Raw genomic sequence first — 15,043 nt, 5'->3', positions numbered from 1 at the left:
GTCGCCGGCCCGGGGACGCACGTCGTGCAGAACGTGGACCTGCACCGCCGGGTGCCGCCCCCGGGGCTCTGGACGGACCTGCGAGCGCGGGGACTCCTGCGCGGGGACGTTCCCGTCCGAGGAATGTGACTTCTGCGGGGGCCGACTCCTGGTCAGGGCGCCGACCCCCGCTGCGGACGCCCGTCAGGTGGCGCCGTTTCTCGAGTCGGGTGAACCGCCGCTCCGGTTCGGCGAGGAAACTCTCGCCACCATGCAGCGTCATCCCGACCACACATACCGTCGTGCCGCGGTGCGGGGCCGCAGGCCCGGAGCCGACGAACGTACCGACAAACCGTCCGACACGGTGCCAGGGCCCGCATGAATCGATTCACGTGGCGGCGACTCGAAAACTTTCTGGCCGAAACTCTAGCCATAAAAACCGAACAAAGCTAGGTTTCTGGCGTGTGAACTTCCGGTTCGCACCCGGTCAGCTCGGTTCGGCACCCCTGACAGCCGCTTTCCGGCGACGACCGCGTCAGCCTCGACGCAGATCCGTCCCGGCAGCACAGGACTGCCGAGCAGACAGACCATCCCCACCCCGGCCGCCACAGATGTGAAAGGTTCCACCTCCAGGACGCGGGCAAGGGCGTCGCACCGCACACCGCCCCCGAGCCACCCCGACAGCATCCGGGGCCGTGCTCCCGCCGACGTGTCCGGTCCCGATTGACTTGACGCCGCGCCCGCTTCCCCGACGAAGCGACACGGGGCAAGCTCTCACCGCGAAAACACGAGGGAACACCCATGCAACGACTCACCGACCGCCGCATCCTCGTCACGGGCGCCGCTTCGGGCATAGGCCGCGCCACCACACTCCGGCTCCTGTCCGAGGGAGCCCAGGTCACAGGGACCGACATCGCAGCGGACGGCCTCGCCGAGACCGCGGAGCTCGCGGCCAAGGCAGGCACCGGCGAGCGGCTGAGCACAGCCGTACTCGACGTGTCCGACGAGACCGCCGTGGGGAGCGTCGTGGCCGACGCCATCGCCTCGCTGGGCGGGCTCGACGCCCTGGTCAACGTGGCCGGCATGCTGCGCGGGGCCCACACCCACACCTGTTCCCTCGACCTGTGGAACCAGGTCATCGCGGTGAACCTCACCGGCACCTTCCTGGTCACCCGCGCCGCCCTGCCCGCCCTGCTGGAGACAGGCACAGGCGTAGTGGTGAACTTCAGCTCCACCTCCGCCCAGTTCGCCCACCCGATGATGGCCGCCTACTCCGCGAGCAAGGGCGGCATCCTCTCCTTCACCCACAGCATCGCCCAGGAATACGGCAAGCAGGGGCTGCGCGCGGTCAACGTCAACCCCGGCAGCATCTCCTCCGGCATCACCGAGAACATCTTCTCCCTCATGCCCGAGGACACCGACTGGAGCCTCCTCGGCAAGCTCACCCCCGCCATCGGTGAGGGCTTCGGCTCCCCCGAGGCCGTCGCCGGGGTCGTCGCCATGGTCGTCTCCGACGACGGCGCCTTCCTCACCGGCACCGAGATCCGCATCGACGGCGGAACCCACCAGTAACCCGGCACGGGCACCTCGGCATCCGGTGCCCGTTTCGTCCCCTTCCCTACACGTGTACTCTCACGTGTCCGTACGGCCGGAGGCCAAGATGACACAGCACGCCGCCGGGCTTCCCGCCACCGAGGCCGGCCCGAGGAGCCCGGAGGACGGCCCGCCGCCGGTCGGCCGCCGGTTCGTCACGCTCTACGTGATCGCCTATCTCGGCGTCTACGTCGCGGTGATGACCCCGCTCCTGGTGTCGCTGGCGATGCGGCTGGAGACCATCGACCCGAACGGCAAGACCGGCAGCCTGGGCCTGGTGGTGGGCGTGGGAACTCTTGTCGGCATGGTGTCCGGCCTGGTCTTCGGGGTACTCAGCGACAACACCACGTCCCGGCTGGGGCGCCGCAAGCCCTGGATGCTCGCCGGGATGCCGGTCCTGCTCGCCGGTGCGGCCGTCACCGGCGCGGGCACGTCGGTGTCCGTCCTGCTGGCCGGTTTCGTCGTCGGCCAGGTCGGGCTCAGCGCGCTCATGACCCCCCTGGTGGCGATGCTCCCCGACCAGGTGCCGGAGCAGCAGCGCGGCAAGGTCTCCGGTCTGCTCGGCTTCACCGCGCAGATCGCCGGGGTCGCCGGCTTCCAGCTGGCCACACCGCTGCGGCATTCCGGGCTGCTGCTCTTCCTCGTCCCCGCGGTCATCGCCTGCCTGGCCCTGCTGCCCGTGGTCCTCTTCCTGCCCGATCCGGCGGCCCGGCGCGCGGACCGGGAACGGCAGGGTCTGGTGACCATGTTCCGCGACCTCACCTTCAACCCCCGGCGCCACCCCGACCTGGGCTGGACCTGGGGCGGCCGGTTCCTGATCCAGCTCAGCCTGATGTTCCTGTCGACGTACCAGCTCTACTTCCTCACCGACCATCTCCACTACGAGCTGAGCAAGGTGACGGGGCTGCTGGCGCTCACCGGCGGTGTCGGCCTGCTGATGACCTCCGCGGGCGCCGTGGTGAGCGGCATCCTCTCGGACCGTCTGCGGCGCAGGAAACGGTTCATCTACCTCGCCGCGACCGCGTTCGCCGTCGGTTTCGTCGTGATCGCCTTCGCCTCGTCGTTCGCGCAGGTGTTCGTCGGCTCGCAGATCATCCTGCTGGGGGCGGGCATGTTCGGTGCGGTGGACATCGCCCTCATCACCGATGTCATCCCCAACCGGGAGACGGAGGGCGCGAAGTACATGAGCGTCTTCGCCGTCGCCGCCGCCCTGCCACAGTCGGTCGCCCCGCTGGTCGCGCCGTTCATCCTCGCCGTGGGCGGTGGGGACAACTACCCGCTTCTCTTCCTGAGCGCGGCGGGGGTCGCGGTGGCCGGCGGGCTGACCGTACGGCCCATCCGGGGAGTCCGCTGAACCGGAGACACCCTTCACCGGGCCTCCGCGAACGCGCTCCCCACACAAGTCCACCGCAGGCACCCCTCACAGCCACCCCCGAAGACGCGCCCTCCGGGCACGCACCAAAAACCGAGCGCTATTCGGTTTTGTACTACGATCCACCCGAAAGCGCTCTCACGAGCCGTTCCGCTCGCCGATCGCCGACGGCCGCCCGCCCGTCCGCCACCGACCATTCCGAGGAACTCGCATCATGTCCCAGAACCCCACCCAGCTCGATCTGGACCGGAAGACCGCGCTGCTCTCCGGACTGAACATGTGGTCCAGCAAGCCCGACGATGAAGCCGGATTCCCCGCGCTGGTACTCAGTGACGGTCCGAACGGCGTCCGGCGCCAGAAGGGCGAGGCTGACCACCTCGGAGTCCACCGCAGCGAGCCCGCCACCTGTTTCCCGCCCGGTGCCGCCCTCGGCTCCAGCTGGGACCCCGACCTCGTGCGCCGGGTCGGCGAGGCGCTGGCCGTCGAGGCCCGCGCACTCGACGTGGACGTGCTCCTCGGCCCCGCGATCAACATCAAGCGCTCCCCGCTGTGCGGCCGCAACTTCGAGTACCTCTCCGAGGACCCGCTGATCAGCGGCGTACTCGGCTCAAGCCTCGTCGAGGGGATGCAGAGCGGGGGTATCGCCGCGTCGGTCAAGCACTTCGCGGCCAACAACCAGGAGACCGACCGGATGCGGGTCAGCTCCGACGTCGACGACCGCGCCCTGCGCGAGATCTACTTCCCGGCCTTCGAGCGCATAGTGAAGCAGGCGCGTCCGGCCACCGTCATGTGCTCCTACAACAAGATCAACGGGGTCCACGCCGCCGAGAACCGCTGGCTGCTCACCCAGGTGCTGCGCGAGGAGTGGGGCTTCGACGGGCTGGTCGTCTCCGACTGGGGCGCCGTCGGCGACCGCGTCGCGGCGCTGGCGGCCGGAATGGACCTGGAGATGCCCGGCAACGGCGGCGTCACCGACGCCGAGGTCGCCGAGGCGGTGCGGTCGGGCCGTCTCGAGGAGTCCGTGGTCGACACGGCTCTGGCACGCCTGCGCGACCTCACCGGGCGTGTCCGGCCCGCGGGTGAGGTCGAACTGGACCACGAGGCCCACCACCGGCTCGCCCGCGAGGTCGCCGGCGAGTGCCTGGTCCTGCTGAGGAACCGGGACGGCGCCCTGCCGCTCGCGTCCGTCGGCCGTGTGGCCGTCGTCGGCGAGTTCGCGGAGGAACTGCGCTACCAAGGGGGTGGCAGCTCGCATGTCAACGCCACCCGGGTCGACAGCCCTCTCGCCGAGCTGCGCGCCCTGATGCCGGAGGCGGAGGTCGGCTTCGCCCGGGGCTACGACATCACGGGACAGGCGGACGCGGTGCGGCTGCGCGAGGAGGCCGTCGCGCTCGCGACCGGAGCCGACACCGCGGTCCTGGTCATCGGCCTGCGCGAGGCGGACGAGTCCGAGGGCTTCGACCGCGACCACATCCAGCTCCCCGAGGACCAGGTCGAGCTGGTGCGGGGCGTGGCCCGGGCGGCCCGCCGTACCGTCGTCGTGGTGCTCAACGGCGGTGTGGTGACCCTGGAGGGATGGCACGACGAGGTGGACGCGATCGTGGAGGCATGGCTGCCCGGCCAGGCCGGCGGCGGCGCCATCGCCGACGTGCTCACCGGGCGGGTCAACCCGTCCGGGCGCCTCGCGGAGTCCATCCCGTTCCGGCTCAACGACAACCCCGCCTACCTCAACTTCCCCGGTGAGCAGGGCCATGTCCGGTACGGCGAGGGCGTGATGGTCGGCTACCGCTACTACGAGAGTGCCGACGTCGCCGTCCGCTACCCCTTCGGCCACGGCCTCGGCTACACCACGTTCGAGCAGAGCGGCTTCCAGGTGACCGCGACCGGCGAGGACACCGCCAGGGCCACGGTCACCGTCACCAACACCGGCAACCGCTCCGGCAAGCACGTGGTGCAGGTCTACGTCTCCGCGCCCGCGCGCCCGGTCAGCAGCCCCGCCCGTGAGCTGCGGGGCTTCGCCAAGGTGGCGCTGGAGCCCGGCGAGAGCAAGGTCGTCGAGATCGACCTCGACCGCCGTGCCTTCGCCTTCTGGGACATCACCCGCGACGACTGGACCCTGGCCGCCGGACGGTACGAGGTCCAGCTCGGCGAGAACGCCCACGACGTGATCGCCGTACAGCCGCTGGACCTCGCCGGGGATCGCCTGGCGGTACCCCTCACCATGGACTCCACGGTCGGCGAGTGGTTCGGCCACACGACGGTGGGCCCGGTGCTCAACGGGGCCCTCATGGCCGGGATGTCCGAGGAGCAGGCCGCTGCCGCCGCGGAGAACCAGGACGCGATGCGCATGGTCGAGTCCATGCCGATGCGTCAGTTCCTCGGCTTCCTGCCGACGCCGATCCCGGCGGAGTTCCTCGACCAGCTCATGACGATGAGCCGCTCGCCCGAGCCCGTGGCTCCGTAGTCGGCGGGCCGGGGGACACCCCGGCCCTGGTCCCCGTTCGAGGCGGCCATGGCGCGGCCGGCATCCAGGTGCCCGCCGCGCCGTGGCCGCCCTTTCGTTCGGCTACGGCGTCCGAAGGGGTGGCGTCTGATACGTGAGCTGCTTGACCTGCCGCAGAAACGGTGTCGTCTCCACGTGTTGCACGCCCTCCAGTTGTCCGAGCGGACCGCTGAGGTAGTCGTACAGGCCGACGGTGCTCCTCGCGCGGACGGTGACCATGAGGTTGGAGGGCCCCGCGGTCGCGGTGACGTGCGTGACCTCGGTGTGGTGGGCCAGCGCCTCGCCCACCGCGCGCAGGGCGGCGGGGCGGCCGTCACCCAGAGGACCGCGGTGATCGGATAGCCGAGGATCGCGGCGTCGCACTCGACGTCGAAGTACAGGGCCCCCGACGCCACCAGGGCCGCCAGCCGGCGCTTGACGGCTGACTCGGAGCGGCCGGTGGCGTGCTGCAACTCGGCGTGGACGGCGCGTCCGTCCCGTTCGAGGACGGCTACGCGGGGTTCATCCTCGGGCGCGATACCGGCCGGGCCAGGCTCCGGCACCGGCTCGGGGCGCAGGACGGCGATCTGCTCCTCGGACAGCGCCCCGAACTTCCGCAGCCAGCCGCTCGGACCGCCGTAGAAGCGGAAGAGCAGCTGGTGGGCGCGGATCTCGACGATGCTGGGGGTGCGGGGCAGCTTGCCCAGCAGCAGGTCGTCGCGGTCCCAGGGGTTGCGCGGCAGGGTTCCGCAGATCACCTCGGTGCCACCCGAGGCGAGCGCGATCCAGCCGGTGTCGGGGCGCTTGGCCAGCGCGTCCGCGATGGTCAGGGCGGTGTCGGGGACACAGCGCAGCCGGAGCATCCACTGGTCGAGCCCCAGTCGTTCCGGGTCACGCACGGCCACCACCCGCAACCCCGCCTCGGCGCACAATCTGCGGTAGCGGCGGGCGACGGTCTGGTCGGAGACACCGAGCGCCGCGCCGATCCGTTTGAAGGAAGCCCGCCCGTTCACCTCCAACGCCGAGAGGATCAGCAGGTCGAGGTCGTCGGACCCCGACGGGCCGCTCTGCGGAGGATTGCTTTTCGTCGCCTGCACTGACTCTCCTGTCGCGTTTCACCGGTCAGAGGCCCGTTTCCGCTTCACCCGACCGCGCGAGGGCCATCGTACGGAGCCGTACCTGATCAATGCACAAGGAGTTGAAGACATGCCTAAATGGGGGCCGCTCACAGCGATCTGCCTGAGTACGTTCATGTTGTTGCTGGACGTGACGATCGTGGTGCTGGCGCTGCCGGACATGGCGCACTCGCTGGACGCCTCGTTGAGCGATCTGCAGTGGGTCGTCGACGGATACGCGCTGGCGCTGGCCGCTCTGCTGCTGGGTGCCGGCGCCGCCGCCGACATCGTCGGACGCCGCCGGGTGCATGTGGCGGGCGTGGTGGTGTTCGCGGTCGCCTCACTGCTGTGCGGTGTCTCGTCCGGGCCCGGCATGCTGGTGGCCGCACGGGTGCTGCAGGGGCTGGGCGCGGCGGCGATGTTCGCGACCACCCTGCCGCTGCTCGGCTCCGTGTACCAGGGGCGGGAGCGTGGCGCCGCCCTCGGTGTGTGGGGCGCGGTCAGCGGTGTGGCCGCGGCCGTGGGACCGCTGCTCGGCGGGGTGCTGACCGAGGGCCCGGGCTGGCGGTGGATCTTCTTCGTGAATGTGCCGGTGAGCATCGTCACCGTGTGGCTGTCGCTGAAGGTGGTGCCGGAGTCCCGGGGGACGCGGGGGATGCGCGTCGACTGGGCGGGCATGGCGACGTTCGCGGTGTTCGCGGGCGGGACGACGTACGCGATGGTGCGGGCCGGGGAGCACGGCTGGACCTCCACCGGGACGCTGACGGCGTTCGGTTTCGCCGCTGCGGCGCTGGTGGCGTTCGTGCTCGTCGAACGCAAGGTGGCGCATCCCCTGCTGGACCTGAGGCTGCTGAGCAAGCCGGCGTTCGTCGGTGTGCTGGTGGGCGCGCTCGCCTTCGACGGAGTGGCGTTCGGCGTGATCGCCTACGAGTCGATCTGGATGCAGACGCTGCTGGGCATGGACCCCGTGGACGGCGGCCTCGCGCTGCTGCCGCTGCCGGCCGCGGCCATGGTCGTCGCGATGACGGTCGGTGCGCTGTCCCACAAGGTGGTCGCACGATGGACCATGGGAGCGGGCCTGCTGCTGCTCGCCGCCGGATCCTTCGCGCAGGCCTTCCTCGACGCGGATTCCAGCTGGCCGTCCCTGATGCTGGGTCTTGTCCTGGTGGGTGTCGGTACCGGACTCCTCTCCCCCACCATCTCCGGTGCGGCGCTCGCCGCGGTTCCCGCGGAGCGGTCGGGCATGGCGGGCGGTGTGGTGAACACCCTCCGGCAGCTGGGGTACGCGGTCATGGTCGCCGTCTACGGCACCGTGCTGACCTCGCGCATGGGTGAGACCCTGCCGCACGACGCGGCGCACACCCTGGCCGGGGTGGCGCGACCTTCCTGCGGCAGGCATTCCCGGAGCACGTGCTGCGGTCCGCGTTCGCCTATGGGCTCAACTCGGCTCTGGTGAGCGCCGGTTCGGTCGGCCTCGTCGCGGGCCTGGTGGTCCTGACCCTGGTCCGCAGCCCCCGCCAAGCGTCGGGCGGGGGTGGGGACACGGCTCCGGCGGAGCAGGCACCGGTCACGGCCCACTGACCGCTGGCGGTCCCGCCCGGAGCCTTCGCGGTTCCGCGCGGGGCCGCGCGCGTGTAGCACCGTCTACCCCAGCTGCCCGCCGGCCCGGGAACGTCGGCCGAACGCCGCGTCGTACGGACCGTGCTCGCGCACCTTGGCCGCCGTGAGGGCGTCCAGTTCCGGGGCCATCCGGCGGAACGGCCGGTCCATCAGCGAGCGGATCACTCCGCGGAGGACGTGCTGGACCCGCAGTGACCCCGGGACGAAGATCCGCGCCGCTCTGCGTTCGACACCGCCCGCCAGGATGTCGGCGGCCGTCTCGACGGGGAGGGTGCGCCCGGCAGCGCCCGGCAGTTGACGGCGCATCAGTTCCAGGTCGGGGTGGTCCCGGTCGCCCTGGCGGACCATGGGCGTGTCGACGAACATCAGGTAGGCCACGCCGACATCCACACCCAGGTGCGCGACCTCGGTGCGCAGCGTGTCGAGGAGCGCTTCGAGGCCCGCCTTGCTCGCGCCGTAGAACGCCTCACCGGGCGGCGCCATGAGGGCCGCCGCCGAGGCGATCCCGAGGAGGTAGCCCCGGCTCGCCTCAAGGTGCGGCAGACAGGCGTGCAGGAAGCGCCAGTTGCCGGTGACGTTGACGTCGAGTTGTCTCGAAAGGGCGTCCGGGTCCAGGTGCCGGGCGGCGCCCGCGGAGCCGATGCCGGCGTTGGATACGGCGACGTCGATGCCGCCGAAGCGCTCGACGACCGTCTTCACGGCCGCCGTGACGGCGTCGGCGTCGGTGATGTCGCAGCCGACCGCCAGCGCGTCCCCGGCGATCTCCGCCGCCGCCCGTTCGGCCCCCGGACCGTCGATGTCGAGCAGCGCGACCCTGTGCGTACGGCTGAGCCGGCGGGCGAGTTCGAACCCGATGCCGCTCGCCGCGCCGGTGACCACGGCCACGGGCGCGACGCTCCGTCGGGTCGCGGTCTGTCCGGCCGCGGTTCGTCCGGTCGCGCTCATTCGGGGTCCGCCACCTTAAGCAGCAGCTTGCCGGGCTGTTTGCCGCTGAACATCGTCGGCAGCAGGGCGGGCGCGTGCTCGAAACCCTCGACGACCTCCTCCGCCACGTGCAGGCGGCCCTCCCGCACCCACGCGCCGAGTTGGGCGGCGCCCTCGGCGAGACGGTCGGCGTAGAAGAAGAGCAGGATGCCACGCACCGTGAGCTGGTGGGTGCAGATCCGCATGTAGTTGGTGGGGCCCTGCAGCCTGACATCGGTGTAGCCGGAGGACATGGCGCCGCAGATCAGCACGCGTCCCTGGGGAGCCATGTGCAGGAGCAGGGTGTCGAGCATGTCGCCGCCGACGTTGTCGAAGTAGGCGTCGACGCCGTCCGGGCACAACTCCCGCAGACGTTCGTCGAGTTTGTCGTTCTTGTAGTCGATCGCCTCGTCGTAGCCGGCCTGTTCGACGATCCACCGGCACTTCTCCGGACCGCCCGCGATGCCGATCACCCTCTTGGCGCCCAGCGCCTTGGCGATCTGCCCGGCCAGGGAGCCAGTGGCCCCCGTCGCGGCGGAGACCACCACCGTGTCGCCGGGTTTCACCCCGAGGCCGTCGGTGACGCCGAAGTACGCAGTGAGGCCTCCGACACCGAACACCCCGAGGTTCCAGGACAGCGGGTAGTCGGCGCGGGGCAGCGGGCGCAGCGGCATGGGGCCGTCGCCGCGGACGAGGGCGTAGTCCTGCCAGCTCATGAAGCCCTCCACCAGGTCGCCCGGCCGGTACCCGGGGTCACGGGAGGCGACGACCTGGCCGATGCCCATGGTGCGCATCGGGTCGCCGACCCGGATCGGCTCCATGTAGCCGCCGTCGTCGGTGAGCCAGATGCGCTGGCTGGCGTCGTAGCCGAAGTACAGGCTGCGGACGAGGACGTCGCCCTCGCCGGGTGTCGGTACGTCGCCCTCGTGGTAGCGGAAGTCGTCGGTGGTGACGGCGCCGACGGGGCGGCGGGCCAGCAGCCACTGGCGGTTGACGGTGCTTGCGGACATACGAGAGACCTCCATCGATCGGTCGTTCGGGGATGTGCTAGAGGCCCAGGTCACGGCCGATGACTTCCTTCATGATCTCGTTGGACCCGGCCCAGATCTTGGTCACGCGGGCGTCCCGCCAGGCGCGGGCGACGCGGTACTCGTTCATGTAGCCGTAGCCGCCGTGCAGTTGGACGCACTCGTCGAGTACAGCGTTCTGGACCTCGGCGGACCACCACTTGACCTTGGCGGCGTCCACGGCGGTCAACTCACCCCGCGTGTGAGCGAGTAGGCAGCTGTCGAGGTAGGCCTGGGCCGCCTCCACCCGGGTGACCAGCTCGGCGATCCTGAACTTGTTGTGCTGGAAGGATCCGATGGCCTGCCCGAACGCCTTGCGCTCCCGGGTGTACTCGATGGTCTCGCGCAGCATGCGGGAGACGTGACCGATGGAGGTGACCGACGTGGACAGCCGTTCCTGCGGCAGGAGCCGCATCATCGAGGCGAAGCCCTGGCCCACCTCGCCGAGGCGGTTCGCGTCGGGTACGCGGACGTCGGTGAAGAACAGTTCGGCGGTGTCCGCCTCCTCCTGGCCGACCTTGTCGAGCTTGCGCCCGCGTTCGAACCCGGGGGTGCCTGCCTCGACCACGAACAGGGTGATGCCCTTGGCGCGCTCGCCGGGGCCGGTGCGGGCCGCGAGGACGACCAGGTCGGCCTGGTGACCGTTGGTGATGAACGTCTTGGAGCCGTTGATCACCCAGTGGTCGCCGTCGCGGACCGCGGTGGTGCGCAGCGCGGCAAGGTCGGAGCCGCCGGAGGGTTCGGTCATGCCGATGGCGGTGATGAGGTCTCCGGAGGCGACGCCGGGCAGCCAGCGGTGCTTCTGCTCCTCGGTGCCGAGTTCGACGAGATAGGGCGGGCAGGTGTCGGTGTGCAGGGCGAAGCTGGCGCCGACGCCGAAGCTGAACGCCGCGAGTTCCTCGTCGGCGACGGCGTTGAAGCGGAAGTCGCCGGCGCCGGAGCCGCCGTACTCCTCGGGCACGGAGAGGCCGAGGATGCCGAGCTCGCCGGCCTCCCGCCAGATGTCCCGGGCGATGGACTTCCGCTCCAGCATCTCCTCGTGGCGGGGTGCCAGGGTGCGCTCGGCGAACGTACGGACCACCTCGCGGAAGCTTTCGTGGTCCTTGTCGAAGAGGGTGCGTTTCACGGGGTCTCAGATCCTTCGCTGGTGGTCGCGCCAGAACGGGGCGCGGACGTCCTTCTTGAGGACCTTGCCGTTGGGGCTGCGCGGGAGTTGGGTGACGAACTCGACCCGTTTGGGCGTTTTGATGCCGCCGAGCCGGGGGCGGCAGTACGCGATGAGGTCCGCCTCGGTCAGCTCCTCGCCCTCGTTGAGTTCGACCACGGCGGTGACGGCCTCGCCCCAGTCCGGGTGCGGCGCCCCGACGACGGCGCAGTCCTGGACGGCCGGGTGCCGCCAGATGATCTGCTCGACCTCGCTCGGGTAGACGTTGAAGCCACCCGAGATGATCATGTCCTTCTTGCGGTCGGTGATGTGCAGGAAGCCCTCGTGGTCGAGGTGGCCGATGTCGCCGGTGTGCAGCCAGCCGTCGACGATGGTCTCGGCGGTCCTGACCGGGTCCTTGTAGTAGCCCTTCATGACGAGGTCGCCCCGCACACAGATCTCGCCCGGTTCGCCCGCGGGCAGGATCCGTCCGTCGCCGTCGAGGATCTCCACGCGGACCAGAGGCGCCGGACGGCCGGCCGCCGACAGCCGTGCGTCGTCAGCGATCCGGCCGTCGGTGAAGTGCTCCTCGGGGCGCAGGAAGGCGATTCCGGAAGGCGCCTCGGTCTGGCCGTACCCCTGGAACAGCACCGGGCCGAACACCTCGATCGCGCGGCGCAGCTTCTCCGTCGACATCGGTGCGGAGCCGTACATCAGGTACTTCAGCGAGGAGAAGTCCCGCTGTTCGATGCCGGGGATCTCCAACAGGCGGTAGATCACGGTGGGCGGCAGGAACAGCTCGGTGACGCGGTGCCGTTCGATGAGGTCCAGGAGCTTCAGCGGGTCGGGGCGGGACATCACGACGACCGTGCCGCCCCGCGCCGCGCAGGGCAGGGTGAGCAGGCCGGCAGTGTGGGTCATCGGGGCGGCGACGAGGTTCACGACGGGTTCGTCCGCCGGGTAGGGGGCGGCCAGCATCTGGTGGACGACGCTGACGCCGAGGCCCCGGTGGGTGTTCATGACGCCTTTCGGGGCGCCGGTGGTGCCGCCGGTCGGCATGATGCCCGCCACCGCGTCGGGGGCGGGTGTGTGGCCGGGGAGTTCCGCGCGTGCGTCCGCGATGAACGCATCCAGCATGGTGACGTCCGCTGCGCCGGTGGACTCGCCTATGCAGACCACGGTGCGCAGTCCGGCCAGGTCGGGGCGCAGCTTCTCGACGAGCGGCACGAACTGCTCGTGGCAGAACAGCACTTCGCAGTCGAAGCCCGCCAGCAGGCGCCGTATCTCCTCGGCCGGATTGGCCGGGTTGACCGGCACCCAGGCCAGTCCCGCCCGCCACATCCCGAGCACGCAGGCCCAGGCGAGGGGGTCGTTCGCGGCGAGTACCGCGCCCTTCGTCTCGCGTGAAACGCCCGAGTTCGCAAGGGCGTTGGCGATGCGGCAGGACAGCTCGCCGATCTCCCGGTAGGTGAAGGTCCGGTCCTCCGCGACGAAGGCGACGGCCTCGGGGGCGGACCGCCAGCCGCGGTCGAAGAAGTCAGTGATCGCCACGGCCGTCTCCTCGCTGTCGGGCGGCACCGAGCCGGCCGTCCTGGTGCAGGAGGCTCGCAAGATGTCCGAACTTCATGGTCAGCAGGTGGTTCTCGCCGTCCTCGATGCGTGCGGCGCGTGCGTCGCGGAACAGCTTCTCGGCGGGATACTCCCGGGTGAGGCCGTTGCCGCCCATGAGCTGCACCGCCTCGTCGGCGACCTGGAAGGCCAGGTCGGTGCAGAGGGACTTGGACTGGGCGGTGTAGTACGGATGCCTGGCCGGCGAGAGCGCTGTGTACTCGGTCGCGCGGCGGGACACCGCCCGCATGGCCTCCACCTGGCTGCCCATCCGGCCCAGCCGGTACTGGACCAGCTGGTGCTCGGCGAGCAGTGCCCCGCCCTGCCGGCGCTCGTGGGTGTAGGCGAGCGCCGTCTCGAAGGCGGCCCGGGCCAGGCCGGTCATCAGCTGGCCCATGGCGACCCCGGCCGAGGACCAGGTCGCGGCGTGGCCGCGCCAGTAGGCGTCCTCGGTGGACAGGGCGTGGCGCAGCGGCACCTTGACGTCGTCGAAGAAGATCTCGCCCTGGGGCAGGGCGCGTTTACCGAGTTTCTCCAGTGGTTTTCCGCGGCTGACACCCGGCAGGTCCAGGGGGACGATCACCTCGATGCCGCGCGGATGACCCTCCTCGTCGTAGAAGCCCGCGCCGTAGTCGGCCGCGATGGAGGCGAGGCCGACCTGGGCCACCGGACCGTTGGACACCCAGGCCGAGCTCTGGCCGTTGATGACGATGTCGCCGCCCCGGACCCGGGCGGTCAGGTTGCCCTTGTTGCCGTGGGGTGCGCTCGGGTGCCGCTCCTGCGGGTACAGGCTCAGTCCGTCCGAGCCCCGGTCGGGCTGGGTGCCGATCCAGCAGCCGAGGCGGCCCGCGCACAGGTCGGCGAGTTCGGGGGTTCCGGCCCGCCGGGCCATCAGCGCCGGGAAACCGCCGACGCCGAGTGAGACCGCCAACCCCGCGTCGCCCCAGCCGAGTTCTTCGACGGCGACGGCCGCCATACGGGCCAGCAGCGCCGGCGGGACATCGTCCCCGGCCTCCGGTCCGTCGCCCAGGCCGGACTTGGCGGCGACGAGGTGTACCTCCCAGAACGGTGAGTCGGGGGCGATGACCTCCTCGGCCGTCATCCGGTCCAGGGCGCGCCCGGCCGGACGCAGGACCTCTGCGGCGAAGGCGTGCACCGCCTGCTGCAGCGCGCGCTCCTCGGCGGTCAACTGCGGCTCGAAGCCGCTGAGTTCGGTGCACGGCAGCCCGGGGCGGACGTCGGCCTTGTCGCCGCGCACGGTCATCGGGCCGCCTCCGCGATCGTCGCCGGCAGGTCCCGCTCGTGCTCGACGTCCTGGAGTTCCGCCAGCTTCCTCAGGTGCTCCTGGACTGCGGGGATGCCGAGCAGGGCGCGCATGGCCTCGTTCTCGACGGCGAAGCCGGCGAACTGGGCGTCCACGGCGCCGCCGAGGACCTTGGTCAGGACCTGGTTGACGGCGGCCACGGAACCCGCGGGGCGGGCGGCGACCCGCAGAGCCAGGTCGTCGACGTAGGCCCGGATGCCGTCGGCGGGCAGAACGCGGTTGACGATGCCGTACGCGGCGGCCTCATCGCCGCTGAAGTCCCTTGCGGAGAGCAGGACTTCGCGGGCGCGGGCCGGGCCGATGTGGAGGGCGAGGCGTGTGGTGCCGCCGCCGGTGGGGAGGAAGCCGCCGCTGGTCTCGGGGAAGCAGAACCTGCTCCGTGGGGTGGCGAACCGCATGTGGGTGGCGAGCAGGAACTCCAGTCCGCCTCCGCGCACGATGCCGTCGACGAGGCCGATCGTCACCTGGGGCAGCGCCTCCCACATGGTGGTGAGTGCCTGGACGACGTTGATGTCCGGGTACTTGCTCTGCGGCACGTCCGGGTCGTTCATCGAGCGGAACAGGTCGTCGAGGTCGAAGTGGGCGATGAAGAACTCGGGGTCGGCACTGCCGAGGACGACGACTCCCGTCTCCTGGTCGAAGACCAGCTTCCCGGCGAGGTCGAAGAGTTCGCCGACCATCTGGATCGTCATCAGGTTCAGCGGGCCGTTGTTGATGTCGACGTAGAGGATCCGGCCGTCGCGGCGCAGGGAGAGGGTCTGGTAACTCATGGAGGC

Annotated in this window: 9 protein-coding genes and 2 pseudogenes; 4 read left to right on the top strand and 7 right to left on the bottom strand. The window is 70.8% G+C overall.

Going from position 1 to position 15,043, the window contains the following annotated elements; translation table 11 throughout:
- Positions 1 to 780: 780 nt before the first annotated feature.
- The 3 genes from ACIRF9_RS35515 (at position 781) to ACIRF9_RS35505 (ending at position 5,408) form a co-directional block, all read left to right on the top strand.
- On the top strand, positions 781 to 1,551 hold the full coding sequence (locus tag ACIRF9_RS35515) for an SDR family NAD(P)-dependent oxidoreductase (RefSeq protein ID WP_403830799.1): 771 nt from the start codon (positions 781 to 783) through the stop codon (positions 1,549 to 1,551).
- A gap of 88 nt (positions 1,552 to 1,639) precedes the next feature.
- A complete protein-coding gene (locus tag ACIRF9_RS35510; RefSeq protein ID WP_403830797.1) occupies positions 1,640 to 2,926 on the top strand; it encodes an MFS transporter in 1,287 nt (428 codons plus the stop codon).
- A 232-nt stretch (positions 2,927 to 3,158) separates the two neighbouring features.
- Positions 3,159 to 5,408, top strand: a complete 2,250-nt coding sequence (locus ACIRF9_RS35505; RefSeq protein ID WP_403830795.1) for a glycoside hydrolase family 3 C-terminal domain-containing protein — start codon at positions 3,159 to 3,161, stop codon at positions 5,406 to 5,408.
- A 102-nt stretch (positions 5,409 to 5,510) separates the two neighbouring features.
- On the opposite strand, the pseudogene ACIRF9_RS35500 reads toward ACIRF9_RS35505, so the two are convergent.
- Positions 5,511 to 6,523, bottom strand: a pseudogene (locus ACIRF9_RS35500) (Lrp/AsnC family transcriptional regulator).
- 109 nt (positions 6,524 to 6,632) lie between these two features.
- Here ACIRF9_RS35500 and ACIRF9_RS35495 point away from each other — a divergent pair.
- A pseudogene (locus ACIRF9_RS35495) lies at positions 6,633 to 8,122 on the top strand (MFS transporter).
- A gap of 63 nt (positions 8,123 to 8,185) precedes the next feature.
- Here ACIRF9_RS35495 and ACIRF9_RS35490 read toward each other — a convergent pair.
- From ACIRF9_RS35490 to ACIRF9_RS35465, 6 genes are read right to left on the bottom strand one after another with little or no spacing between them, the layout of a single operon-like run.
- On the bottom strand, positions 8,186 to 9,106 hold the full coding sequence (locus tag ACIRF9_RS35490) for an SDR family NAD(P)-dependent oxidoreductase (protein WP_403830792.1): 921 nt from the start codon (positions 9,104 to 9,106) through the stop codon (positions 8,186 to 8,188).
- Positions 9,103 to 10,134, bottom strand: coding sequence for an NADP-dependent oxidoreductase (locus ACIRF9_RS35485; protein WP_403830790.1), 1,032 nt, complete (start codon positions 10,132 to 10,134; stop codon positions 9,103 to 9,105). The genes ACIRF9_RS35490 and ACIRF9_RS35485 overlap by 4 nt, the downstream gene beginning before the upstream one ends.
- 37 nt (positions 10,135 to 10,171) lie before the next feature.
- A complete protein-coding gene (locus tag ACIRF9_RS35480; RefSeq protein ID WP_403830788.1) occupies positions 10,172 to 11,317 on the bottom strand; it encodes an acyl-CoA dehydrogenase family protein in 1,146 nt (381 codons plus the stop codon).
- A 6-nt stretch (positions 11,318 to 11,323) separates the two neighbouring features.
- Positions 11,324 to 12,886: a long-chain fatty acid--CoA ligase gene (locus ACIRF9_RS35475; RefSeq protein ID WP_403830785.1), complete on the bottom strand. Its 1,563-nt coding sequence runs from the start codon at positions 12,884 to 12,886 to the stop codon at positions 11,324 to 11,326.
- Complete coding sequence (locus ACIRF9_RS35470; RefSeq protein ID WP_403830783.1) at positions 12,873 to 14,207, bottom strand: acyl-CoA dehydrogenase family protein; 1,335 nt, start codon at positions 14,205 to 14,207, stop codon at positions 12,873 to 12,875. Before ACIRF9_RS35470 ends, ACIRF9_RS35475 begins: the two co-directional genes overlap by 14 nt.
- Positions 14,204 to 15,037 (bottom strand): enoyl-CoA hydratase/isomerase family protein, encoded by an 834-nt coding sequence (locus ACIRF9_RS35465; protein ID WP_403830782.1) that lies wholly within the window; start codon positions 15,035 to 15,037, stop codon positions 14,204 to 14,206. Before ACIRF9_RS35465 ends, ACIRF9_RS35470 begins: the two co-directional genes overlap by 4 nt.
- Positions 15,038 to 15,043 lie beyond the last annotated feature (6 nt).

This window comes from Streptomyces sp. NPDC096132 (assembly GCF_044763345.1).
Classification (GTDB): domain Bacteria; phylum Actinomycetota; class Actinomycetes; order Streptomycetales; family Streptomycetaceae; genus Streptomyces.
The sequence above is the reverse complement of the archived record's forward strand: the minus strand, read 5'-3'. Positions and strand labels throughout refer to the sequence as shown.

Coding starts and splice junctions, on each gene's coding strand:
- ACIRF9_RS35515 (WP_403830799.1), top strand. CDS start 781: ATGCAACGACTCACCGACCGCCGCATCCTCGTCACGGGCGCCGCTTCG.
- ACIRF9_RS35510 (WP_403830797.1), top strand. CDS start 1,640: ATGACACAGCACGCCGCCGGGCTTCCCGCCACCGAGGCCGGCCCGAGG.
- ACIRF9_RS35505 (WP_403830795.1), top strand. CDS start 3,159: ATGTCCCAGAACCCCACCCAGCTCGATCTGGACCGGAAGACCGCGCTG.
- ACIRF9_RS35490 (WP_403830792.1), bottom strand. CDS start 9,106: ATGAGCGCGACCGGACGAACCGCGGCCGGACAGACCGCGACCCGACGG.
- ACIRF9_RS35485 (WP_403830790.1), bottom strand. CDS start 10,134: ATGTCCGCAAGCACCGTCAACCGCCAGTGGCTGCTGGCCCGCCGCCCC.
- ACIRF9_RS35470 (WP_403830783.1), bottom strand. CDS start 14,207: ATGACCGTGCGCGGCGACAAGGCCGACGTCCGCCCCGGGCTGCCGTGC.
- ACIRF9_RS35465 (WP_403830782.1), bottom strand. CDS start 15,037: ATGAGTTACCAGACCCTCTCCCTGCGCCGCGACGGCCGGATCCTCTAC.